The organism is Flavobacterium sp. MEB061, from assembly GCF_000834715.1.
GTDB classification, from domain to species: domain Bacteria; phylum Bacteroidota; class Bacteroidia; order Flavobacteriales; family Flavobacteriaceae; genus Flavobacterium; species Flavobacterium pectinovorum.
The window spans coordinates 1-16,856 of the sequence record NZ_JXQR01000040.1; the positions used below are offsets into that span (position 1 = coordinate 1).

Below are 16,856 nucleotides of genomic sequence, written 5' to 3' on the forward strand. Positions count from 1 at the left end.
ATGTGGGAGAGTATGTCGTCGCCTTTCTTTTGAGAATCCTCATCATTCATTTGATGGGGATTTTTTGGTTTATAATGAGTTTTTTTTACTACCATACTTACATCTTTCCGTTGGTAATAATTGCATATTGGGTTTGGTGTTTATAGCCGGTGAAGTCGAAATAAAGGAACGTGACAAAATTATTGATTTCGTGAAATCTTCAAAAAGAGGAATTATAAAAGGTTTTAATTATTGATGTTTTTATTCAAATCCTTTTTCAAAAACGGAATCAGCTGTTTTAATTTTTTTTGATGGCAATATAGATTTACATTGTTCATTTTCGATTATGGGATTCCAATCTTCTTCAAGTTTGTTGGCTGTAGTTGTATTTGCTGCAAATATTTTTTCTTTTGTGTATTCTGAAGCTTCCGTTTTATTTAATTGATGTGACCATGAAATACGATTTTTTGGATTATAACCCGGACCGTAACAATTGTATTCGGCATAAAAAGTAGTTTTCCAATTATTGTATGCTTTATGTTCTGGATCTTCGGACCATACTGACCAGCCTTCGGGTATAATATGTGATTCTTCAAAACAATGAATGAAAACTACATTGGCACCTGCTCCCCATGGTCTTCCTAGAGAAACACTTTTAGTAGCCTCGTTCGGATATGCCATTATAACACAATCTTTAAATACAAAACCAAATTTGTTTTTACCAACATCCTGATTGCTTGCTGTGATGTACGAATCTCTTTTGCTTTGTATAAAACAGTTTTCAAATAAAGCGATACCCGAGCCAAAAATAAAATCTGTAGTACCGTCAATGATACAATCCTTAATATATGTCCTTTTGTTTGCCTTTAGATAAAAAGTGTCCTGAAAACCGCTTATTTTGCAATTGTGAAAAATTGATCGGTCACCATTTACCATTAATGCAACTGCCTGACCGCCTTTTTTATATTGAGGCAAATTACTGTCTATTGTATTTTCGAAAGTGATATTTTCGGCAAAGAAATCATTTGCTTCGATCAGAGTACTGAATGATTTGCTTGTACCTCCTGCAATTTCTGCATAATCATCATAAGTAAGAATAGTGTTTTTATAAGATTCTCCAAGTAAAATTACATTTTGCTTGGCAGAATTTAGCTTTATTTTTTCTTTATAAACCCCACCTTTCACATAAATAATAGTACGTTTTATGCTATTGTCTGGAACGGCATCAAACGCATCTTGTAATTTAGTAAAAGTTCCACTTCCATCTTTAGCAACAATAATGTCGTAAATCTGTTTGTTTTTTTGTGCAAATAATGTACTGCTCAAAACAAGTAGAAGTAGAGAAGTGGTTTTAATTATCTTTTTCATTTTGGGTACAAGAATTTAATTATAAAAGAATTCCCAAGCTGATCTAACTTGGGAATTATAGAAAATCAAAAATTAATTATTAAGAAACGACATTTTTTACTTTATGTCCAAACACTCCAAAATAAAGAATAATAACAAAGCACAACAGTGGAATAATATAGCCGGATTGAATATCATCGTGCTTCATATCAATTAAAGTTCCCATTCCATATGGCAGGATCGCACCACCTACAATTGACATAACCAGCCATGAAGATCCAGTTTCTGTATTTGATTTTAAACCAACCAAGCCTAATGAAAAAATAGTGGGAAACATGATTGACATAAAAAATCCAATTCCGCCAAGTGCATAAATCACGTAAATTCCAGTTCCGTAAATTGCTACCAAACAAAGGAAGATACTAATAACACAATAGATTGAAAGCAAGACATAATCCTTCACGAACTTCAAAAAGAAAGTTCCAATAAAACGGCCGGCCATAAAAAGGAAGCCATAAATACCCAAATAATATCCTGCTGTTTTTTCATCTAATCCTGCTCCTTGTTGAGCAATTCTAATAAAAAAGCTTGTGATACAAACTTGTGCACCTACATAAAAAAATTGTGCAACAACTGCCCAACTTAAATGAGAAAATTTTAAAACAGAGAAAAAACCAGGTTTAACTTCAACTTCTGTGTGTTGTGGTTTCATAGAAGGCAAATGCATAAAGTAGAATAATATAGCTACTAAAACCAACACACTTCCCAAAATGATATAAGGTAACTTTACAGCAGAGGCTTCTTCTAATAAATAAGCTGCTTTTGTAGCATCCGGCATCGCGGCCATTTGTTCTGGTGTATGTGTTTTTCCGGATAAGATAAATAACGAACCAACAATTGGTGCAACCATTGCCGCTAAACCATTAAATGATGCTGCTAAATTTAATCTTTTTGAAGACGATTCTGCAGGTCCTAAAATGGCAGCGTACGGATTTGCACTTGTTTCTAAAATGGTTAATCCGCAGCCAATTACGAATAAAGCAAATAGAAATAATTCGTAAGTTCTTGTATTTGCAGCAGGAACAAATAGAAAAGCACCGGTAGCAAAAACTAATAATCCGGTAATAATGCTATTTTTATAACCAAACCTTTTAATCAGCATTCCTGCGGGAATCGCCATTATAAAATAAGCAAAAAACACAGCAGTGTCAATTAAAGTAGATTGGCGATTGTTTAATTCACATGCTTTTTTAAGATGCGGTATTAAAATAGAATCCAGATTATGTGCCATTCCCCAAAGGAAAAATAAGCTGGTAATTAAAATAAAAGGCAATAGATATTTATTTCCTGTTCCTTTTTCTGTAGCGACTTCATGTTGATCGCCCGTTTGGTTGGTTATTTGCATAGTTAGTTTTTTTGCCACGAAGGCACAAAGTCACAAAGTTTTATTTGAATTTTTCTTTGCGTTTTTGCTTCTTTGCGAGATTGTTTTAATATTTAGAACTTAGAATCTTAGGAACTCAGCAACTTAGATGCTTTTTTTAACTAATAATAAATGATCACATACAAGAACCACTTCACCACGTTGATTAATAATTTCTACATGTTCTGTAACAGTTCCCATATCTGGTTTTTTGGCTTCTCCTTTTTCAGAAATTGTAATTTCAGAATGGATAGTATCACCAATATGAACTGGTTTTACAAATCGCATTCGATCGTATCCCTTAGAAAAAGCTTCAGGATTTATTTCTGATGCGGTCAGGCCGATTCCAATACTAAAAACCATAGTTCCGTGCGCAATGCGTTGTCCGAATGGCTGTGTTTTACACCATTCTTCATCCATATGATGCGGAAAAAAATCTCCGGTATGCCCAGCGTGAACCACAAAATCGGTTTCGGTAATTGTTCTGCCAAAAGTGACGCGTTTATCGCCAATTTGATAATCTTCAAAAAATGTTGATTTGAAATACATAGTTTTTTGTTTTCACCATATAAGTGATATAAGTTCATTTAATACTTTATGTGAAGCTTAACAGACTTATATTAATTAGATGGTTTATTAATTCTTTTGATTGTAAATTATATGATTTTAAATTTTTCTTTGCGCAAACTGTTTAAATGACTTATATGGTAAAATATAATTCATTAAGCGAAACTCCGCAAGTTTCGTTACTGATGTAACAAGCTTCAACAACTTTCATCGTATCTAAAACATCTTGAACGCTTGCTAATAATTTGACATCAGAACCTTCTTTGAACCGCATTAGGTTTGACATTGTTCCGATGAACGCTTCGGGAAACCATGAACCTTCCAATTCAATTTTTTTCCATTCGTATTCGCCATTTTCATTTTGTACTGAATATTCAAATTCGTCTGGCAAACCATCAGGATAATTCATTAATAAACCCATTTTTGCTTTAATAGCACCTTTTGTTCCTTCCCACTTAATGTAACTTTCTTCGTGTTTTGGTCCAAAATGATGATCGTGATTCGTATTAATGATCACATGTTTGTCTTCTCCATAATCTAAAATAATAGTAGATCGGCTTGAGGATAATTTTTTCAGTGGATGTTTGGCCGTTTTTGCCATCACACTTTTCGGATTACCTAAAAACGAACGTATGCAATCGATATAGTGAACACTGTGAAAAAGAATTTCCAATCTGGGATGTTCCTTAATAAGCGGAAACAATTCCCAAGGCGTATTTACGGTAACTTTAAATTCTAAATCATATAAATCTCCAATAATTCCTTCATTGATTAAATGTCTTGCAGCGCTTACAAAAGAGGCAAAACGCAATTGAAAATTGATTCCGGCAACTAATTTTTTCCTTTCACAAACCGCAACAATTTCTCGGGCTTGCGCCAAATCATTTCCCATAGGCTTTTGAATAAGCACAGCCGCACCATCAGGAAGTTGTTCTAAAATTTCAATGTATTGATCAGGTAGCACCGTAATATCATAAACAGCATTTGAAGGTGCATTTTTTACAGCATCGGAAACATTTTCAAAAACATGCTCAATTTTAAACTGTTTTGCCAAATCGTGTGCTTTAGAAATAGTTCTGTTTGTAATGCCAAAAACGGTAAAACCCGCCATTTCATAAGCAGGCAAATGGGCATCTTTCACAATTCCGCTTGCGCCAATAATAATAATGGGCTGATTCGTTTCAGGTAATTTAGGTTTATATGGAATATTCATATTTAATATTTTTAAGTTCGCTTGGTAATCTTTATCAAAGTTTTAAACTTTGACAAAGATGTCACAACGCGATTAATTCGCTATTTCTTCAATTTTGTTCTGAGTTTCTTCTAATAATTTTTCTGATGCAATATCACTTTCAATTGCCTGTAAAACCATTTGATCTATTAACTCTGCTACTTTTGGCCAAACCGGAGTTTGTGGTAAAGTCAATGCATTTTCGTGAAGCATTTCGAGTTTATGATAAAACGGAATAATTTTATTGATATCCTCATCATTCCAGGTTGATTTTCTACAGCCAATTCCGCCTTCATTTGTCAATAATTTATCGCTTTTTGGAGAAGTCGCAAATCGTAAAAAATCATAAGCAAGTTCTTTTTGTTTACTTCCAATGCCAATGGTATACAACCAATAAACATTCAAAGAAGCCGTTTTGTGATTCGGATCGGAGGGAAGTTCTGTAATATCAACTTTGCCTTTTACCTTCGATTCTTCAATTACTTCGCACATCGAAGCAAATCCAAACCAGTTAATTGCCATCGCAGCTTGTCCTTCGGCGAAAGCCAAACCCGCTTCTACAGAACCAAAACTTTTCGATTTTGGATGAACGGCATTTTTATTGTTTACAATATTTCTATAAAAATCTAAAGCTTCAATTGCTACAGATTGATTAATGTTAATTTTATTTTGATGATCAAATAACGATCCGCCTCGTGTCCACAATTGCAGGCAAAAATCAAAAACCATATTGTGACCATCCGGATAATTGGCAAAAACACAACCGTATAGATTTTCTTTCGGACGATTAAAAAACTCAGCTATCTGAACAAATTGTTCCCATGTTTTTGGAGGATTTAATTCGTAGCCAAATTGATTTTTGAAGTTTTGCTTTTCAGTAAAATCTTCAAATAAATCTTTTCTAAAAATCAAACATTCCGGTCCATCATGAAAAGGAAGTCCGTAAACACTATTATTTATTTTCTGTAACTTTAATAGTGATTCGTGCCATCCTTCAGGATAATCCTGTGGAGGATTTTGGTTGATAAAGGATGTTAAATCCAGAACCGCTTTTTCATTTACGGCATCAAAAATCCAGTCGGTATTAATGTGGGCAATATCCCAGGTTCCATTTTTTAAACCTTTACTCGTAATGGTTTCTTCATAAAGGTCATGCAATTCAAGAGGAATCATTTCGGCTTCAGCCTGAATGTTATTCTCCAGGCAAAACAAATCCCATAACTTTTGAAGCGTGCTCTCAAAAGGATCAAATTTTCTAACTGCAATTCTTATTTTCTTCATTATACAGCTATAAATTCTTTAATAATCTTTTCATTATCCTGACCGAGTTTTGGAGAACCTTTTCCTGAAGTCAAATATTCACCATCAATTTTTATCGGACATCTTGAGGTTTGGTACGAATAGCCATCGAGCATTTCGACTTTTTGTGTGAAATCTAAAACTTTAAATCCTTCTTCGGCAAAAAGTTGTTGATAGTTTAAAACGCCCGCACACCAAATATCTGCGGGTTCTAAAATATTCAGCCAAAAATCAGTATTCTGAGTTTGTAAATGTTCTGCCAGAATATTTTTGATTTCATCTCGTAAATGAAATTTATTTTCAGGGAATTGTAATAATGCGTCACATTTTAAAAGCGAAGCCAAAACAGGAATCGAGCCCATTGCCAAAGCCAAATAACCATTCTTAGTTTTATAAATTCCGTAAGGCGCGCCCAAATAAGCATGCGCATTATTGGTTTTGGTACGAACGGGTAATTCACCGCCATCATTAAAAAAAGTAGTAATGGTTTCAAATTGAAAATCAAAAGCAGATTCCAGCATACTTACCTGAACAGAAGCTCCGACATTTTGTGTCGCTTTTCGATATAGAGCCGCTAAAATTCCCTGAGCCAAATGTGCTCCGGCCAACATATCGACAATCGATAATCCCATTGGTACAGGACCATCTTCCTGATTTCCACTCAGCCATGTTAAAGCTGTCAAGGATTGCAATAATAAATCTTGTCCCGGTAAATCTTTTAAATCCGGATGAGTGCCAAAACCAGAGATCGATCCATAAATCACATTTGGATTTATTGCTTTAACTTCTTCATAACTCAATCCAACGCGTTCCATAACGCCCGGTCTGAAATTATGCATGACAACATCGGCTTTAGCCAATAATTTTTTTAATTTTTCGAGTTCTTCAGGTTGTTTAAAATCAATGGCGAATGATTCTTTATTTCTGTTAATCGTATGAAAAACAGAAGATTCTCCGTTCATAATTAAATCAGAAGTATATAAAGTTCTGCAGATATCTCCCGTTCCCGGTTTCTCAATTTTTATAACGCGCGCGCCCAGATCAGCCAAACGTAAACTCGCCGACGGACCAGAAAGAAACTGGCTAAAATCTACTATTAAATAATCTTCTAAAGGTTTCATTTCTTTTATTCGCTTAAAAATTGTTCGTGTATTTTTATATTATCTTCCCCAACAGATGGAGCTGCTTTTTTACTAGTTAAAATTTTTCCATCAAGCTGAATGGGACTTCTTGTCGTAACCAATTTTTCTCCGGCAGAATTTTGAATCGTTTGTTTCAATTGTAATTCACTCACAAAAGATTGATTGTCCAATTCTTCATAATTGAGAACTTTTCCACACCAGATTCCTTCTTTCTGAAGCAAATTCAACCAATAATCGGCTGTTTGCGTTATTATTTTTTCAGCTAATAATTCTCTGATTTCATCTCTAAAAGTAAACCAGTCTTGTTTATCAGCATATTTCGTTAAATCAACTCCCAAAGTGTTTCCAATGAAAATTAAATCGCCCATTGCCAGGGAAATATAACCCTCCTGAGTTTGGTAAACTCCGTAAGGTGCACTAAGAAATGCATGCGCACTTCCTTTTACATCGCCTCTTTCCGGTAATTGTCCGCCATCATTTAAGAAAGAAGTAATTGCTTCAAACTGAACATCCAAAACAGATTCTAACAAACTAACTTCTACCAAAACACCTTTTCCGGTTTTGGCTCTTTTCAATAAAGCTGCTAAAATTCCCTGAACAAAATGGTTTCCGCACATTAAATCGGCTACAGCCAAACCAAACGGAACCGGTCCCTGACTTTTTCTACCGCTCAACCAGCTTAATCCGGAAAGCGATTGCAATAATAAATCCTGTCCGGGTTTCTTTGCCCACGGACCAATATTGCCGTAACCTGTAATGGTGCCGTAAATTATTTTCGGATTAATAGTCAGGGTTTCATTAAAATCCAATCCTATTTTTTCCATCACACCCGGTCTGAAATTATGCGTCATAATATCAGCTTTGGCAATTAATTTTTTGATTAGAATTAAATCTTCCGGATTTTTAAGATCCGCCGCAAAAGATTCTTTATTTCTGTTAATCGTATGAAATAATAAACTGCTGTCGTCAACAAAAAGATCTTTGATGCTCAATTGTCGGCAAGCTTCACCTTTTATCGGTCGTTCAATTTTAATAACGCGCGCGCCTAAATCGGCTAATTTTAATCCCGCAGAAGGCCCTGCCAAAAACTGGCAAAACTCTAAAACGATTAATCCTTCTAGTGGTTTCATGCCGTTATTAAATTTAGAGATTTCGCATAAAGCGAATTCATTACTTCTAAAACCAAATTTTCATCTCCACCTTTCATCAAATAATCACGAACTACATCGCCCGCATGATCCTGAAAATACATATGTCCGGAATATCTTGGACGAAGAAAAGCTCTTTCTAAAGTCGGTAACGTATTTTTAAAATAATCATGAGTTAATGAATTGATTCGGTCACTTTTCCAAGCCTTAAGATGTCCGGGTTGTCCGCCATTATCAGCAAAAATATTTTGTTGCGTATGAGATGATCCCGTAAATTCAGCATATTGAATAGCTTCAGGAATGTGTTTGCTGAAAGAAGAAACTGCCAATCCGGTTCCGCCCAAAGAGCTAATCATTGCATGATTATTCAAACGAACTAAGTCATAAAAATGAAGTAATTTTCTACCGTATCCGGTTCTCGAATAATTAGAATATCCGTAAGCAAAAGGGCAGTAGGCAATTTCATCTGAATTTACCATCGCCTCATAAACCTGAATCGGGTTTCGGTTAAAATTTGCCGGATCAATTAATTGTGCTAATTCTCTAAACATCTGCAAAGCTTTTTTTCCTGTTTCAGGAGAAATAACTTTTTCTGTCGATTGAAAAGGAGCTTCACCCAAACTACAGCAAAACATATAAAAACTCATTAAAACATCCACCGGAATTCCGGCAAAAGCAACCAATCCTTTTTTGGCAAGAGCCAATAAATCATCATAAGTCTGCGGCACTTTTAAGCCTTCTTTTTCTAAAATATCCAAACGAGCTGCCGCAACCGGAGTAGCTGCATCAATAGGCAATGCCCATAATTTGTCGTTAAAAACATAACTTCCGTAAGAACGCCCAACGGTATTTACTTCCTGATCTTTTATATATTCTGATGATAAATAATCTGATAAAGGCAAGATGCTTTTTGAGTGCGCACCAAAGCCTGTCCACGGATGATCGATTACAAGCAGATCAAATCTTTTTGCTAAATCTTCGATCGAAGCATCTGCAAATTCCTGTAAACTTCTTTTCTCCCAGGTAATTTCAACTCCCGGATTTAATTCTGTAAATCGCTGAGCCGTAGCAACCATTGGCAATAAACCTCTTGTATGATTCCAGGTTATCCCTTTTAATATCGTCATTTTTGGTAAAATTTATATGGATGGATTTTATTCGAAAAATAATAAATGTAAAAAACACAATTACAAAAATAGAAATAAGATTGAATTGAACAACAGTTGATGACTTTATTAACACTCATTTTTTGAAGTATGTTAATCTTAATGGTAATTTTTTTACAAACGGTGTAAAAAATGTTATAATTTATTAAAGTTTACTCATTTTAGGGCATTCATATGAAAATATATCTCAAATATTAATATTAAAATATACTTTTGTAATTGTGGTTTTCACATTTATTAAATTGAAATGATTTTTTGAATGTTAGAGCGACATCAAATACTAAATGACTTAATAATTATAACATGTTTTCATTAAAAAATAAAAAAGCAGTCGTAACCGGAGGAGGCAGCGGAATAGGAAGAGCAATTGCAACTTTGTTCGCCAAACAAGGTGCAGAAGTTCACATTATAGATTTAACAATCGAAAGTGCGAAAGAGGCATTAGACGAAATTTTAAATTCTGGAGGCAAAGCTTTTTCTTATGCCTGTAATGTGGCAAATCAGGAAGAAGTAGTAGCAACATTCGAAAAAATTGGTAACATTCATATTCTAATAAACAATGCCGGAATCGCACATGTTGGAAAAGTAGATACAACACCAGCAGTTGATTTTGATCGTGTTATGGATGTAAATGTAAAAGGCGTTTACAACAGTTTGTTTGCTGCGATTCCACAATTCCGACTTTCAAATGGCGGGGTAATTATCAACATGGCGTCTATCGCGGCATGGGTTGGTATTCCCGATCGCTTTGCTTATTCTACAGCAAAAGGCGCCGTTATGGCCATGACATTATCTGTAGCGAAAGATTATATAGGAGAAAATATTCGTTGCAATTCTATTTCTCCGGCAAGAGTTCATACGCCATTTGTTGATGGTTTTATTTCGAAAAACTACGCAGGTAAAGAAGCAGAAATGTTCGAAAAATTATCGCAATCACAACCAATCGGCAGAATGGGAAAACCAGATGAAATTGCAGCTCTCGCATTATACCTATGCAGCGACGAAGCCGGATTTATCACAGGCTGCGATTACCCAATCGACGGAGGATTTATTAAATTAAATAATTAACAAAGTTGCTAAGAGGCTAAGGTTCTAAGTTGCTAAGATTTTTAGCCTTAGAGCCTTATCAACTAAGAACTTAAAAAATAAATAATTAACAAAGTTGCCAACAACTAAGCAATAAATTCTAAGCAAAAAAACTTAGAACCTTAGCGACTTAGTGCCTTAGTGGCTAAAAAATAAAAGATATGAAATTAATACGTTTTGGAGAAATCGGAAAAGAAAAACCAGGAGTTTTAATTGGTGAAAAAAGATATGATGTTTCGTCAATTGTAACAGATTTTAACGAAAGTTTTTTTGAAGAAAACGGTTTAGAAAAATTACAAAAAGCATTAGAAAGTAATCCGACTTTACCAGAAGTTGATGCAAATGCACGTTTAGGTTCTCCAGTGGCGAGACCTTCAAAAATAATCTGTATCGGTTTAAATTATGTAGATCACTGTAAAGAAACTGGCGCGCCAATTCCAACAGAACCGATCATCTTTTTTAAATCGACGACTTCATTATGCGGTCCTGACGATGATGTAATTATTCCAAAAAACAGTGTAAAAACAGATTGGGAAGTAGAGCTTGCATTTGTTGTAGGGAAAAAAGCAAGTTATGTTGAAGAAGCAGAAGCTTTAGATTATGTTGCAGGTTACGCTTTATTGAACGATTACAGCGAAAGAGAATTTCAAATTGAGCGTGGCGGACAATGGGCAAAAGGAAAAGGATGCGATACATTTGCACCACTTGGACCCTTTTTGGCGACAAAAGATGAAGTGAAAGATGTTGATAATTTATCAATGTGGCTTAGTGTGAATGGTAAAAAATACCAAGACAGTAACACGTTGAATTTAGTTTTTAAGATTCCGTTTTTGGTTCACTATTTAAGTCAGTTTATGACATTGCTTCCTGGCGACATCATTAGTACGGGAACGCCTCCGGGAGTTGGTTTGGGAATTAAACCAGATCCAATTTACCTAAAAGCCGGCGATGTTGTAGAACTTGGAATTGAAGGTTTGGGCACAAGCAAACAAACAGCAGTAGCATACTCTAAATAATTAAAGAAAAATCTAAGATGAAATTTATAGTATGTGAAAAACCACAGGAATTTATTCTGAAAGAAAAGCCAATTCCCGAACCAAAAGAAGGAGAAGTTTTACTGAAGATAAAAAGAATAGGAATTTGTGGTACCGATATTCACGCTTTTGGCGGAACGCAGCCTTATTTTGAATATCCAAGAATTTTAGGCCATGAACTTGCTGCAGAATATATTAAGGGAAATGCCAAAGGTTTTGAACCCGGCGATAAAGTAACTTTTATTCCGTATTTCAATTGTGGAAAATGTGTTGCCTGCAGAAACGGATTGACAAATTGCTGCGTTAATATTAAAGTTTTCGGAGTTCATATTGATGGCGGAATGGCAGAGTATGTAACTATTCCAGAGCAATATTTACTTCACGGTCAAGGTCTTGATTATGATCAATTGACATTGGTTGAACCATTAGCAATTGCTGCTCACGGAGTTCGAAGAGCAGCAGTAAAACCAACAGACACTGTTTTAGTAATGGGCGCCGGACCAATTGGTATCGGACTGATTCAGTTTGCTAAAATTGCCGGAGCCAAAGTTATCGTAATGGATATCAACGAATACAGATTGAATTTCTGTAAAGAGGAATTGAATGCCGATGAAACTATAAATCCGTTGCACGATGATGTCGCTCAAAAACTGGCAGAAATTACAAACGGCGATATGGCCAATGTTGTAATTGATGCAACAGGAAACCAAAAAGTCATGAACAGTGCATTTAATTATATTTCGCATGGCGGAAGATTTGTTTTGGTTGGACTTCAAAAAGGAGAATTGAGTTTTAGTCATCCTGATTTTCATAAAAGAGAATCGACTTTAATGAGCAGCAGAAATGCGACTATTGAAGATTTTGAATATGTAATGGATTGCCTGAAAACAGGAAAAATTGATCCGAAGAAATACATTACACACAGAACAAGTTTCTCAGAAATGATTACTGATTTTGGACAATTAATTGATCCAAAAAATAATGTAATCAAAGCATTGATTGAGATAGAATAACTCACACTCAAAGAAACCTGACAGATTTTTATTCCGAGATTTCGGGACTGTCAGGTTTAGCTAGATAACCGTAATAACCACAAAAAATGGATTTAAATTTAAAAAACAAGATAATTGTTGTTTCTGGTTCTGCCGGAAAGCAGGGAAGTATTGGAGAAACGATCCTTAACCGAATTGCTGATGAAGGTGGAATTCCGGTAATAGTGGACAGAAACAGCAGAGGATTTGGTTATGCAGAAGCAATTCAGAAAAAAGGAATTGATGCCTTATTTGTGCAGACCGATGTTACCAATCCTGATGAAGTTGAAAATGCCGTAAAGAAAATCATTGAAAAATACGGAAGAATCGACGCAGTTATCAATAACGTTGGTGTAAATGATGGAGCAGGTTTAGATGCCACTTACGAACAATTTATGGATTCATTAAAACTGAATCTAGTGAGTTATTTTTTATTGGTAAAATATGCACTTCCATACCTAAAAGAATCAAAAGGAAATATACTGAATATTGGTTCAAAAGTAGCTTTAACCGGGCAAGGCGGAACTTCGGGTTACGCTGCTGCGAAAGGCGGAGTTTTAGGACTTACGAGAGAATGGGCGGTAGATTTAATTCAATTCGGAATTCGTTCGAACGCGATTATTATTGCCGAAAGTTATACGCCGGCCTACGAAGACTGGATTGAGACATTACCCGATGGTGAAGCGGTTTTGAAAAAAATCAATAAAAGTATTCCGTTTGAAGGCAGAATGACTAAAACAGAAGAAATTGCAGATACCGCACTTTTCATAATTTCAGATCGTTCGTCGCACACAACAGGACAATTTGTTTTTGTTGATGGCGGATACGTGCATTTAGATCGCGCATTAATCAACGATGTAAATTAAAAAAGCATGAATAACCGAATTGATGCACATCAGCATTTTTGGAAATTCGATCCCGTAAGAGATAGCTGGATAGATGAATCGATGCAGAAAATTCAAAGGGATTTTTTGCCCGAAGATCTTTTGCCGTTGCTTCACGAAAATCAGTTTTCAGGTTGTGTCGCTGTTCAGGCAAATCAGTCCGAAGACGAAACTAATTTTTTAGTAAATCTGGCAGTAAAAAATGATTTCATAAAGGGAGTTGTCGGTTGGGTCGATTTGCGCGGTGTAACAATCGAAGAACGATTACATCATTTTTCTTCCAATAAAATAATTAAAGGATTTCGACATGTTGTTCAAGGTGAATCTGATGATTTTATGTTGAGAAAAGATTTTCAAAATGGAATTTCAGCCTTAAAACAATTCAATTTTACGTACGATATTCTTATTTTTCATCGGCAATTGCCTGCTGCGATAGAATTGGCAAATCAGTTTCCGGATCAGCCTTTTGTAATAGATCATATTGCGAAACCTGATATTAAATCAGGCGATATTTTGTCCTGGAAAAAAGGAATTCAGGAAATTGCAAAAGCTGAAAATGTCTCCTGCAAAATTTCAGGAATGGTCACAGAAGCCGATTGGAAAAACTGGAAAACCGATGATTTAAAACCATATTTAGATGTTATTTTCGAAAATTTTTCTACAGATAAATTAATGTTCGGATCAGATTGGCCGGTTCTCAATGTGGCTTCAGATTATACAGAAGTTGTAAAAAATTTGGAAGATTATATCGCACAATTATCGGTTGAAAATCAGAATAAAATCTGGTATGAAAATGCCAAATCATTTTATAGGCTTTAATTTTAAAGTGATAATTTTAAACAAAGTGCTTTCAAATTTCATCAATTTGAAAGCACTTTTTTGTTTTTTGCACTTAATTTTTTAGAATTTCTATAGATGAAGTATATTTTAAATTCATTTCAAAAAACACTTTTCTTAGTCATTTTTGCCTCTTTTTTTAATTATAAAATTTTAGAGTTTCTGCCTAATTTTCATGTAATTACGAGCTTTTTCAGATTTATTATTTCGAATTCTTTTATCCTTTTCTGTATAGGATTTAGCTGTTAATATTTAGTTTTCAATTAAATACGTTTTTTTTCATAAAGGATAGTACAGGATAGTTATGTTTTTTACATTCTCTTATTTTACACAACAAGATTACAACCAAAAACAATATAGATGTCGAATACAAATACCAAACATATGAATTTTAAGCACGTGAGCTACTTTTGGGATGAAGCCAAAGCAGCGGCCTTGGCAGGGGATGAAGTAGCGCTTTTCATTTATCGTTCTAATTTACTTGGAGCCGATTTAAGATTGACCAATTACGGAGGAGGAAATACTTCGGTAAAAATCACGGACAAAGATCCTTTAACCGGAGCAAGCTCTGAAGTAATGTGGATCAAAGGTTCAGGCGGCGATATCGGAACTCTGACCAAATCGGGCTGTGCGGCATTGTATTTAGAAAGACTTCGTAATCTGGAGAATGTTTACAGAGGCATCGAATTCGAAGATGAAATGGTGGAATTGTTCAATCATTGTATTTTTGATCTGGCTTCAAAAGCACCATCAATCGACACACCTTTACACGGATTTTTACCTTTCAAACATATCGACCATTTGCATCCCGATGCAGCTATTGCAATTGCGGCGGCCAAAGACGGTGCAAAAATCACCGAAGAATTATTCGACGGCGAAATCGGCTGGGTAGGCTGGCAGCGTCCGGGTTTTGATCTTGGATTACAACTAAGATCTTGCCTTGAAGAAGCAGAGAAAAAAGGAAAAAAATTAAGAGGAATCATGCTGGGTTCTCACGGTTTATTCACTTGGGGAGATACTTCTTACGAAAGTTATATCAACACATTGGAAGTAATCGAGAAATGTGCGACTTACCTTGAGAATAACTACGGAAAAAAACGTCCAGTTTTTGGAGGACAAAAAATAAACAGTTTACCGGAAAACGAACGTAAACTAAAAGCTGCAAAAGTTGCTCCGATTCTAAGAGGATTCTGCTCATCAGAACGCCAAATGATCGGACATTATACAGATGATGCAAGAGTTTTGGAATTCATCAATTCGAATGATTTAGAGAAATTAGCTCCGCTTGGAACTTCTTGTCCGGATCATTTTTTAAGAACCAAAATCAGTCCGCTTGTTTTGGAACTCGATCCAAACGAAGATTTATCAGATGTAAACGCCATCAAAGCAAAACTACAACCTGCTTTTAAAGCTTACAGAGCAATGTACAAAGATTATTACAACGCTTGTAAAAAAGATAATTCACCAGCGATGCGTGATCCAAACCCTGTGGTTATTTTATATCCGGGAGTTGGAATGTTCACTTTTGCCAAAGATAAAACGATGGCACGTTTGGCATCAGAATATTATGTGAATGCGGTAAATGTAATGAAAGGCGCAGAAGCCGTTTCAGAATATACTTCACTTCCGCATCAGGAAGCTTTTGATATTGAATATTGGTTATTGGAAGAAGCAAAATTGCAAAGAATGCCAAAACCAAAAGCACTTTCAGGAAGAGTTGCCCTTATTACCGGATCAGCCGGAGGAATAGGAAAAGCAATTGCCAAGAAATTTGCTCAGGAAGGCGCTTGTGTAATCATCAACGATATTAACGAAGAAAGACTGGAAGAAGCTACAAAAGACTTCATAAAAGCTTTCGGAAAAGATGCAGTTTCAAGCACACTTTTAAATGTGACCAACGAAAGCAGTACAGAAAAAGCACTCGACGAAGCCTGTCTTGCTTTTGGTGGAGTTGATATTGTGGTGAACAACGCCGGAATCAGCATTTCAAAATCAATTGCTGAACATACCCTTGAAGAATGGGACAGATTATACGATATTCTGGTAAAAGGACAATTCATCGTTTCAAAAGCCGGAATCGAGGTAATGCGTAAACAAGGCTTTGGCGGAGATATTGTAAACATTGTTTCCAAGAATGCAGTTGTAGCAGGACCAAACAATCCAGGTTACGGATCGGCAAAAGCAGCCCAGGCACATTTAACACGTCTTATGGCAGCAGAATTGGGAGCGGATAAAATCCGTGTCAATACGGTAAATCCTGATGCTGTAATTTCAGATTCAAATATTTGGTCTGGAGGCTGGGCAGAAGGACGAGCCAAAGCGTATGGTATTACGGTGGAAGAATTACCGGCGTATTATGCCAAACGCACTTTATTAAATGAAATCATATTACCGGATGATATTGCCAATGCATGTTTTGCGTTTACAGGAGGATTGTTGAGTAAATCAACAGGAAACGCACTAAACGTAGACGGTGGAGTATCAATGGGTTTCTATAGATAAAAATAGTTTTTTTTAAGTTTGTTTAAGCAAAAGTGGTTTTTTGTGATCTAGCGTCCGACATTGTCGGACGTTATTTTTTATATCTATTTATTTTACCGCAAATAGCGCAAAGTTTTTTTTACTCTTAGCTTTCATGACAAAGGAAAGTTCGCAAAGCTTGTATTGATTTAGCTTTGCGAA

15 protein-coding genes are annotated in these 16,856 nt (G+C 35.5%); 7 read left to right on the forward strand and 8 right to left on the reverse strand.

The window, feature by feature from the left end:
• Positions 1–235: hypothetical protein (locus RT99_RS25585; RefSeq protein WP_042565732.1), on the forward strand; the 235-nt coding region annotated here is incomplete at its 5' end.
• 5 nt (positions 236–240) lie between these two features.
• Here the strand turns inward: RT99_RS25585 and RT99_RS15810 are convergent.
• The 8 genes from RT99_RS15810 to RT99_RS15845 all read right to left on the reverse strand — a co-directional run bounded on the left by RT99_RS15810 (position 241) and on the right by RT99_RS15845 (position 9,263).
• Positions 241–1,347 (reverse strand): pectinesterase family protein, encoded by a 1,107-nt coding sequence (locus tag RT99_RS15810; RefSeq protein WP_052483700.1) that lies wholly within the window; start codon positions 1,345–1,347, stop codon positions 241–243.
• 79 nt (positions 1,348–1,426) lie between these two features.
• Positions 1,427–2,731 carry an L-fucose:H+ symporter permease gene (fucP, locus tag RT99_RS15815; protein WP_042565733.1) on the reverse strand — a complete coding sequence of 435 codons (1,305 nt, stop codon included), beginning with the start codon at positions 2,729–2,731 and terminating at the stop codon, positions 1,427–1,429.
• Between the two features lie 123 nt (positions 2,732–2,854).
• Positions 2,855–3,298, reverse strand: a complete 444-nt coding sequence (locus RT99_RS15820; protein ID WP_042565734.1) for a MaoC/PaaZ C-terminal domain-containing protein — start codon at positions 3,296–3,298, stop codon at positions 2,855–2,857.
• 151 nt (positions 3,299–3,449) lie between these two features.
• Positions 3,450–4,529, reverse strand: coding sequence for a Gfo/Idh/MocA family protein (locus RT99_RS15825; RefSeq protein ID WP_042565735.1), 1,080 nt, complete (start codon positions 4,527–4,529; stop codon positions 3,450–3,452).
• A gap of 72 nt (positions 4,530–4,601) precedes the next feature.
• On the reverse strand, positions 4,602–5,828 hold the full coding sequence (locus RT99_RS15830) for a sugar ABC transporter substrate-binding protein (protein ID WP_042565736.1): 1,227 nt from the start codon (positions 5,826–5,828) through the stop codon (positions 4,602–4,604).
• The gene (locus RT99_RS15835) at positions 5,828–6,967 is read right to left on the reverse strand and encodes a CaiB/BaiF CoA-transferase family protein (protein WP_042565737.1); all 1,140 of its coding nucleotides are present in this window, start codon (positions 6,965–6,967) and stop codon (positions 5,828–5,830) included. The genes RT99_RS15830 and RT99_RS15835 overlap by 1 nt, the downstream gene beginning before the upstream one ends.
• A gap of 5 nt (positions 6,968–6,972) precedes the next feature.
• Positions 6,973–8,118, reverse strand: a complete 1,146-nt coding sequence (locus tag RT99_RS15840) for a CaiB/BaiF CoA-transferase family protein (protein WP_042565738.1) — start codon at positions 8,116–8,118, stop codon at positions 6,973–6,975.
• On the reverse strand, positions 8,115–9,263 hold the full coding sequence (locus RT99_RS15845) for an ABC transporter substrate-binding protein (protein ID WP_042565739.1): 1,149 nt from the start codon (positions 9,261–9,263) through the stop codon (positions 8,115–8,117). Before RT99_RS15845 ends, RT99_RS15840 begins: the two co-directional genes overlap by 4 nt.
• Positions 9,264–9,605: 342 nt before the next feature.
• On the opposite strand from RT99_RS15845, the gene RT99_RS15850 reads away from it, so the two are divergent.
• The 6 genes from RT99_RS15850 to RT99_RS15875 all read left to right on the forward strand — a co-directional run bounded on the left by RT99_RS15850 (position 9,606) and on the right by RT99_RS15875 (position 16,676).
• A complete protein-coding gene (locus RT99_RS15850) occupies positions 9,606–10,370 on the forward strand; it encodes an SDR family NAD(P)-dependent oxidoreductase (protein WP_042565740.1) in 765 nt (254 codons plus the stop codon).
• Positions 10,371–10,549: 179 nt separating this feature from the next.
• Positions 10,550–11,404, forward strand: a complete 855-nt coding sequence (locus tag RT99_RS15855) for a fumarylacetoacetate hydrolase family protein (RefSeq protein WP_042565741.1) — start codon at positions 10,550–10,552, stop codon at positions 11,402–11,404.
• Between the two features lie 17 nt (positions 11,405–11,421).
• Entirely contained in the window at positions 11,422–12,435 is a 1,014-nt protein-coding gene (locus RT99_RS15860) for a zinc-binding alcohol dehydrogenase family protein (protein ID WP_042565742.1), read from the forward strand.
• Positions 12,436–12,521: 86 nt separating this feature from the next.
• Positions 12,522–13,319: an SDR family oxidoreductase gene (locus tag RT99_RS15865; protein WP_042565743.1), complete on the forward strand. Its 798-nt coding sequence runs from the start codon at positions 12,522–12,524 to the stop codon at positions 13,317–13,319.
• 6 nt (positions 13,320–13,325) lie between these two features.
• Complete coding sequence (locus RT99_RS15870; protein ID WP_042565744.1) at positions 13,326–14,156, forward strand: amidohydrolase; 831 nt, start codon at positions 13,326–13,328, stop codon at positions 14,154–14,156.
• A gap of 378 nt (positions 14,157–14,534) precedes the next feature.
• Positions 14,535–16,676, forward strand: coding sequence for a bifunctional rhamnulose-1-phosphate aldolase/short-chain dehydrogenase (locus tag RT99_RS15875; protein WP_042565745.1), 2,142 nt, complete (start codon positions 14,535–14,537; stop codon positions 16,674–16,676).
• The last annotated feature ends 180 nt before the right edge of the window (positions 16,677–16,856 follow it).